The 7982-nt window shown below is 67.9% G+C and carries 6 protein-coding genes and 1 pseudogene; 1 reads left to right on the top strand and 6 read right to left on the bottom strand.

The features are described from left to right. Nucleotides 1–768 precede the first annotated feature (768 nt). From HC022_RS14555 to HC022_RS14530, 6 genes are all read right to left on the bottom strand, one after another. Nucleotides 769–1878, bottom strand: coding sequence for an NAD(P)/FAD-dependent oxidoreductase (locus HC022_RS14555; RefSeq protein ID WP_167452927.1), 1110 nt, complete (start codon nt 1876–1878; stop codon nt 769–771). Between the two features lie 92 nt (nt 1879–1970). Next, nucleotides 1971–4175: an NADP-dependent isocitrate dehydrogenase gene (locus tag HC022_RS14550; RefSeq protein ID WP_167452926.1), complete on the bottom strand. Its 2205-nt coding sequence runs from the start codon at nt 4173–4175 to the stop codon at nt 1971–1973. A gap of 143 nt (nt 4176–4318) precedes the next feature. Then, entirely contained in the window at nt 4319–5116 is a 798-nt protein-coding gene (locus HC022_RS14545; RefSeq protein WP_167452925.1) for an ABC transporter permease, read from the bottom strand. Then, nucleotides 5113–5835, bottom strand: coding sequence for an ABC transporter ATP-binding protein (locus HC022_RS14540; protein WP_040384856.1), 723 nt, complete (start codon nt 5833–5835; stop codon nt 5113–5115). The genes HC022_RS14545 and HC022_RS14540 overlap by 4 nt, the downstream gene beginning before the upstream one ends. A 36-nt stretch (nt 5836–5871) precedes the next feature. Then, complete coding sequence (locus HC022_RS14535) at nt 5872–6672, bottom strand: ABC transporter permease (protein WP_368484671.1); 801 nt, start codon at nt 6670–6672, stop codon at nt 5872–5874. A 195-nt stretch (nt 6673–6867) separates the two neighbouring features. Beyond that, nucleotides 6868–7071 carry a hypothetical protein gene (locus tag HC022_RS14530; RefSeq protein WP_008887429.1) on the bottom strand — a complete coding sequence of 68 codons (204 nt, stop codon included), beginning with the start codon at nt 7069–7071 and terminating at the stop codon, nt 6868–6870. A gap of 179 nt (nt 7072–7250) precedes the next feature. Between HC022_RS14530 and HC022_RS14525 the strand changes: the two are divergent. Beyond that, a pseudogene (locus HC022_RS14525) lies at nt 7251–7982 on the top strand (sensor histidine kinase); the annotation flags it as partial.

The following is a 7982-nucleotide window of genomic DNA, read 5'->3' as shown; positions in this document are numbered from 1 at the left end:
TCGTCTGCAACCGCGCCTCGTTTCCTCGCCGCCGCCGCTCCGTCCTGCGTCCCGTCAGCGCCTCAGCGCCGCCGGTGGAGGTGGGTTCTAGTCCCAGTTCCCAATCTCCGCAAGCACTTTTTTCAAAAAACTTCGATTTCCCCGAACAATTTCGCAGGGCGCCTTGTTTCATTGCGTTTCGCGGTCCCTGCCCCGGCCCTCACACCCCCGGGTCGACACCGCGATCCGGACCTCTGGCGCCGAGAAACCGCGGCCGGCCGGAATCGCGGACCGGAATCCCCTCGCGTCACCTTTTCTCCCGCCTGGAGTCCGCCGCCCGACCCACCCGACCGCCCACGGGTCCCGCCAGACCCACGCGCCGCGTTTGCGCCGGCAATTGGCGACGCGGCGCCCCGCGTCCCGGCACAGCGGCCGGCTACCCTCGAGCGCAACCACGACCGGGCGGCACATCCCACAAGGCCCGCGACAGATGACCCCCAACAGCGCCGCCTCGTCGCAGCGCTCCGTCAAGGATCCGCGCAACGACGCCCTCGAGATTCATGTGGACAGGAGAGTCACCCCACGCGCCGACGCCGGGGCCTCAGTCTTCGACGCGGGCTTCGTGGCGCGCGACGGCGACCGGGAGGGGCCGCGGCTCATCGACGGACGGCTGCCGGCCATCGACGAGCACATGGACCGGCTCTACGAGCGTGGCAACGCGATCATGCCCGAGATCGGGTTGAGCCGCGAGGAGCCGGTGGAGGTAGCGAAGGGGCCTGAGGGCCCGCCTCAGGCCTCGCCCAGACGGGCCGCGACGACCTCGGCGATGGCGAGCGACGATGTCAGGCCGGGGCTCTCGATGCCGAAGAGGTTCACGAGCCCCGGAACGCCGTGCAGTTCCGGCCCGTCGATGCGGAAATCGGCCGCCGGCTCGCCTGGCCCCGAGAGCTTGGGGCGGATGCCGCAATAGGTTGGCGCCAGCGCGCCCTCGGGCAGGCCGGGCCAGTACTTGCGGATCTCGGACTGGAAATGCCCGACGCGGGCGCCGTTGACGCGGTAGTCGACGCTGTCGATCCAGTCCACGTCCGGCCCGAAGCGCATGCCCCCGCCCAGATCCAGCGTCAGGTGCACACCGAGCCCACCGGGCTCGGGCACCGGGTAGACCAGCCGCGAGAAGGCGGGCTTGCCGGGCAGGCTGTAGTAGTTCCCGCGGGCGTAGCGCGTCTGCGGCACGTATTGCGGATCGAGACCTTCGATGGCGCCCGCGAGTTCGGAGGCATGCAGCCCCGCGGCATTCACCAGACAACGTGCCCCGATGGTGAAACGCTCGCCGCCGGCATCCTCGGTGGTGACGGCGAACCCGTCGCCCGCCTCGACGCCGACGACGCGGCTGCCGAGGCTGAGCAGCGCGCCCGCCTGTTCGGCCTGCCCCAGCAGCGAGAGCATCAGCGCGTGGCTGTCGACGATGCCGGTCGAGGGTGAGAGCAGCGCCGCCTTGCAGGCAAGCTGCGGCTCCATCTCCTGCGCCTCGGCAGCGCTCAGCAGGCGCAGGTCGCCAACACCCGCGGCCATGGCACGAAGCCGGATGCCTTCGAGCGCCTCGACCTGGTCGTCGCTGGTGGCCACGATGAGCTTGCCGCAGCGCCTGTGCGGCACGGAATAGGCCTCGGCGTAGCGGTAGAGCAGCTCCTTGCCACGCACGCAGAGCTCGGCCTTCAGGCTGCCCTGCGGGTAGTAGATGCCCGCGTGGATGACCTCGGAATTGCGCGACGAGGTGCCGGTGCCATAGGCGTCCTCCGGTTCGAGGATCAGAACCTCGAGCCCCCTCTGTGCGAGGGCGCGCGCCACGGCGAGCCCCACGACACCCGCCCCTGCGACGATGACATCAACCTTGTCCATACGCCCGTTCTGCCCTGCCCCGACGGAAAGGAAAAGGCCCCGCCCGACGCTTGCCGGACGGGGGCCAGAGTTTTCTCACGCGGGACGCGCGATCAGCCGAAGACGGCGTTCAGCGTCGCCGAGGGGCGCATCACCGCGGCGGTCTTCTCCGCGTCACCGTGGTAGTAGCCTCCAAGGTCCGCTGCGCTGCCCTGTGCCGCTGCCAGCTCGGAGACGATTGCCGCCTCGCCATCGGCCAGCGCCTTGGCCACCGGCACAAAATGCGCGGCGAGATCGGCGTCGGCGTCCTGCGCGGCAAGCGCTTCGGCCCAGTAGCGGGCGAACCAGTAGTGGCTGTCGCGGTTGTCGGGCTCACCCACCTTGCGCGAGGGCGACCGATCGTGGTCGAGGATGCCCTGCGTGGCGGTGTCCACCGCATCGCCCAGCACCCGCGCCTTCTCGTTGCCGGTCTGGTCGGCGAAGAACTTGAAGCTCTCGCCGAGGGCACAGAACTCGCCCAGCGAGTCCCAGCGCAGGTGGTTCTCTTCCATCAGCTGCTGCACGTGCTTGGGGGCCGAGCCGCCGGCACCGGTCTCGAAGAGGCCGCCGCCGTTCATCAGCTTCACGATCGACAGCATCTTGGCCGAGGTGGCCAGCTCGAGGATCGGGAACAGATCGGTGAGGTAGTCGCGCAGCACGTTGCCGGTGATGGCAATGGTGTTGTTGCCCGCGGTGATGGTCTCGAGCGAGGCGATGGTCGCCTCGCGGGGTGCCATGATCTCGAACTTGTCGGCCACGCCGCGCGACTCGAGGATCGGCTTCACGTACTCGATGAGCTGGGCATCGTGGGCACGGTCGGCATCGAGCCAGAAGATGGCGCGGTAACCGGTCGCCTTCTGGCGGTCGATGGCGAGGTTCACCCAGTCCTCGATCGGCGCCTTGCGGGCCGAGGCCGAGCGCCAGATGTCGCCCGCTTCGACTTCGTGCGCGTGCAGCACGGTGCCGTCGTCGAGGATCATCTTCACGGTGCCGGCCTTCGCGATCTCGAAGGTGGTCGGGTGCGAGCCGTATTCCTCTGCCTTCTGCGCCATCAGGCCGATGTTCTGAACGGTGCCGGCGGTGGCCGGGTTCAGCTTGCCGTTGGCCTTGAAGAACTCGATGGCAGCGTCATAGACCGGCGCATAGGAGTTGTCCGGGATCACGCAGTTGGTGTCCGCTTCCTTGCCGTCCGGGCCCCAGCCCTTGCCACCGGCGCGGATCAGCGCGGGCATCGAGGCGTCGATGATGACGTCCGAGGGGACGTGCAGGTTGGTGATGCCCTTGTCCGAGTTCACCATGTACATCGGCGGGCGCGCGGCGCGCACCTCCTCGATGGCGGCGAGGATCTCGGGCTCGTCCTTGACGCGCTCGAGCAGCGCACCGAGGCCGCCGTTCGGGTTCACGCCGAGCTCGGCCATCTTGTCGCCGAACTTGTCGAACACCGGCGCCAGCCATGCCTTGACCGCGTGGCCAAAGATGATCGGGTCCGAGACCTTCATCATCGTGGCTTTCATGTGCAGCGAGAACAGCGTGCCCTCGGCCTTGGTCTTCTCGATTTCGTCCGCGAGGAAGGCGTCGAGCGCCTTTGCCGACATGAAGGTCGCGTCGACCACGGTGCCCTCGGGGTAGGCGACACCCGACTTCAGCACGGTCTCGCCGTCTGCGGTCTCGAGCACGATCTTGGCGGTCGCGGCCTTGGGCAGCGTCGCGGAGACCTCGTTCGAGAAGAAATCACCGCCCGACATCGCGGCCACGCGGGTCTTGCTCTCGGCGGACCACTCGCCCATGCGGTGCGGGTTGTTCTGCGCAAACTTCTTCACGGCGGCGGCGGCGCGGCGGTCCGAGTTGCCCTCGCGCAGCACCGGGTTCACCGCGGAGCCCTTGATGCCGTCGTACTTGGCGCGGACGGCCTTTTCCTCTTCGGTCTCGGGCGCGTAGGGGTAATCGGGCAGCGCGTAACCCTGTGCCTGCAGTTCCTTGACCGCGGCGACGAGCTGCGGCTCGGAGGCCGAGATGTTCGGCAGCTTGATGACGTTGGCTTCGGGCTTCTTCACCCACTCGCCGAGCCAGGCGAGGTCGTCCGACTGCTTCTGCGCGTCGGTCAGCACCTCGGGGAAGGTCGAGATGATGCGGCCGGCAAGCGAGATGTCCTTGGTGCCCACGGTGATTCCCGCCGCGGAAGCAAAGCTCTGGATGATCGGGAGAAGCGACGCCGAGGCCAGTTCGGGCGCTTCGTCTACCTTTGTATACACAATGTCGGGAGTGTTTTGGTCAGCCATGTTTTCAGAGCCCCTCCAAGGTCATGGGAAAATGCCGGCAGGTCGTGGCGGCGGATCACGCGCAAGGCCTTACCATCCCGGCGGCGCGGCTTAAAGCGCCTATCAGGGGCCTATTCGGGCTGTTAGCGCGTGAAAATGCCGATTCAGCTGCCCTTGCGCCGGCGGGTCATGCCATGGGCCGGATCGTAGCCCAGCAGCGCGAGCCCGAAGAACAGCGCGAAACTGAGGCAGACCCAGAGCAGCGACCAGCCGTTGAGGCTCTGGTAGAGTGCGAAGCGCAGCAGCTCGACCGCGTGGGTGAAGGGGTTGAAGGCGCAGATGTCGCGCAGGATGGTCGAGCTCTCGGCCATCTTCCACAGCGGGTAGAGCGCGGTCGACAGGAAGAACACCGGGAAGATCACGAAATTCATGACGCCCGCGAAATTCTCGAGCTGGCGGATGGTGGACGAGATCAACAGCCCCAGAGAGCCCAACATCAGCCCCGAGATCACCAGCGCCGGAAGAAGCGCGACATAGCCCAGCGGCGCCACGGTGATGCCGAAGCCTGCCGCCACTGCGAGGAAGACGTAAACCTGCAGGATCGACACCGCGACCCCCGCCAGAAGCTTCGACAGCAAAAGCCACCAGCGCGGCAGCGGCGAGGTCAGCAGGAGCCGCATGGAGCCCATCTCCTGATCGTAGACCAGCGACAGCGAGGACTGCATGCCGTTGAAGAGCTGGATCATCCCGCAGAGGCCGGGAAGGATATAGACCTCGTAGGTGATGTAGGTCTGGTAGGGCGGGATGATCGACAGGCCAAGCGCGGCCCGGAACCCCGCCGCGAAAACCACGAGCCAGACCAGCGGCCGCACCAGCGCCGCAAGGAAGCGCGATCTCTGGTGAACGAAGCGCAGCGCCTCGCGCCGCACGATGGCAAGGAGGGCCGTCAGCCAGAGCCTCATGCGGCGCCCTCCTCTGCGGTCATCGCGATGAATACATCGCTCAGCGGCCGGTCGCCGCGCAGGGTCTCGGCGGGCTCGTGCGCCAGCACCTTGCCCCGGTGCAGCACCACCACGTCGTCGCCGTCGCGGATCTCGTCCACGAGGTGGGTGGCCCAGAACACCGTCAGCCCCGACTGCGCGAGGTCGTGCACGTGGGCCACGATCGCCTGCCGGCTCTTGAAGTCGAGCCCCACGGTCGGCTCGTCCAGAAGCAGCACCTGCGGGGCGTGGATCAGGGCGCGGGCGATCTCCATCCGGCGGCGGTGGCCCCCGTTGAGGTTGCGGACCTTCTCGGCCGCGCGCTCCTGCATCCCGAGCCTTGCCAGCGCCTCGGCGGCGCGCCGGTCGGCGTCGCGCCCGGAGATGCCATGCAGCGCCGCGAAGTAGCGCATGTTGGCGGCCACGCTCATGTCGAGATCCAGCGTCGGCTGCTGGAACACCACCCCGATGCGCGACAGCGCGGCGCGGGGCGACCGGGCGAGGTCGTGGCCCGCCACGGTGATCTTGCCCTCGCCGCTCACGAAGAGCCGGGTCAGGAGCGCGAAAAGCGTGGACTTCCCGGCGCCGTTTGGCCCCAGAAGCGCGGTGAAGCGGCCGGGGCGCAGGGCGAAGCTCACGCCGTCGAGCGCCCGGCGGGCACCGTAGCTGTAGCCGAGGCCGGACACGTCGAGAGCGGTCATGCGGGAAATGTCATCTTGCATCGTCATGGTCATTCTTCAGTCGCGCCACCGGCGCACCCGGCGCTCCCACGGCTGCAGCACCAGCCACTCCACCGCCAGCATCACCGCGATGAAGGAGAAGGCGTAGACCAGCACCATGCCGACGTCGAACAGCTGGAAATACAGGTGGATCTGGAAACCGACGCCGTTCGAACGGCCGAGGAATTCGACGACCAGCACGATCTTCCAGATCACCGCCACGCCCGAGCGCGCGGCGGCGGTGATGAAGGGCGCAAGCTGCGGCAGCACCACGTGGCGCATCTGCGTCCAGCGCCGCATCCGGTAGACCTGCGCCATGTCGTCGAGCCCCGGATCGAGCGCCCGGGCGCCCTCGCGGATCACGGTGGCGACGTTGGGGATCTTGTTGAGCGTCACCGCGGCGATGGCTGCGGCCTCGGTCAGCCCGATCCAGAGGTAGCAGAGCACGATGAGCACCAGCGCCGGCAGGTTGAGGAACACCACGAGCCACGGGTCGAGCCAGCGGTTCAGCGCCTCGTACCGCCCCATGACGAGCCCCAGCGCGATGCCGAGCGACATCGCCAGCGCAAAGGACCAGAGCACCCGCGACAGGGTCCAGCCGAGATGGTAGAGCAGCTCTCCCGAGGCCAGCGCCTGCGCGAAGGGCTGCACGAGATCCCAGGGCTGCGGCAGGATCTGGGAGTCGGCGGTCAGCGCGGCGGCAACGATCCAGATCGCCAGCAAGCCCGCCAGCGAGATCACGGTCACACCCACCCTGCCCGGCCCCGTGCCCTTGTCGGGCGCGCGGGTCCAGCGTTCTGCCGTATCGTTTCCCTGCACGGGATCCTCCCTTCCTCCGCGACGGATGCTGCCGACAAGCGGGGAGAAAGGCAACCGGTCCGAATGGGCTAGACCGCGTTTTCCGCGCGCCGCCCCTGCCGGGTCCCGAAATCTCGAAAATCTGGAAAATCTGGAAAAGTCACAAACGAATTGGGGTCACGCGGCCGACCCTCCCCAGAGGGCCGCGTGAGAAGGTCAGGCCTCCCGTTCGCCGTCGCGCACCATGCGGCAGCTCCAGCCGGTCACCGTGAAGGCCGGGTGGGTCTCGGTCCATTTCGCAAGTTCGGGCTGGGCCCCCATCATGCAGGTCATGGGGGTGATGTCGGTGTAGAGAAGGCTGCGTTCCTGGCACTGATCTGGCGCAGTGGACAAGCAGGCCACAAAGAGAAGCTCAATCATGATTGCCTCGTTGAGTTGGACGTGATGCCTTCTCAGGGTCGCCGTGAAAGTGCAAAGAAGGGATAAACCGGTTTGTGTCAGCGATGCTGCAGCGCAGCATTCGGGAAAAATTTTTGCACTATATGGGTGCATTTGACGAATTCGTACGCAGACGGTCAAGACAAAGGACCCGGACCGGCATGTTCAGACGCCTTTCCCTGAAAGCCAGACTCGGGCTGGGCGCCGGGCTTCTTGGGCTCGCGACCCTGCTCACCGCGGCCATGCTGGTGGCCGGGATGGCGCGGGTATCGCAGCGGCTCGACACCGCGCTCGCGGCAGAGCAACGGCTCGAGCATTACGCCGCGCTCTCGACGCAGGTCTCGACATTCATCGTCGTCGCCGCCGAGGTGATCCAGCGCGGCCTGCCGCCCGAGACCCGGGCCGAGCGCCTCGCGGGCATCGCCGACACGCTCGACCGCACTTTCGCCAGCCTGCGCCGCGGACTCGATGCCGAAGTCGCCGATGCCGCGCCGATGGGGCTCGACGCCCAGAGCCGCCGCGCCACCCAGTCGCTGGCCATCGCCCGGATGGAGGCGCTGTTCCGCAACACCCGCGCGGCGCTGGTCGCGGACACCCGCGACCGTGAGCGGCTGCGGGCATGGCTCGACACCTTCGCCTCGGGCTTCGAACCGCAGCTCGCGGGGGCGGTGAACGAGGAGAAGCGCCTGCGCGCCGAGATCCTTGCGGGCATCGACGACCTGCGCCGGCGGCTGACCCTGGCCGCCGTGCTCATCGGGCTGGCGGCGCTGGTGCTCTCGGCGGGGTTCTACTTCGGCCTCGTGCGCCCGCAGTTCCGCCGCCTCGACGCGCTGCGCGACGCCGCCCGCCAGATCGGCCGCGCGGAGGTTGCCGTCCCCCCGCCCCACACCCCC

The sequence above is a fragment of the Salipiger sp. HF18 genome, assembly GCF_011806505.1.
Lineage (GTDB): Bacteria > Pseudomonadota > Alphaproteobacteria > Rhodobacterales > Rhodobacteraceae > Salipiger > Salipiger thiooxidans.
The sequence above is the reverse complement of the archived record's forward strand: the minus strand, read 5'-3'. Positions and strand labels throughout refer to the sequence as shown.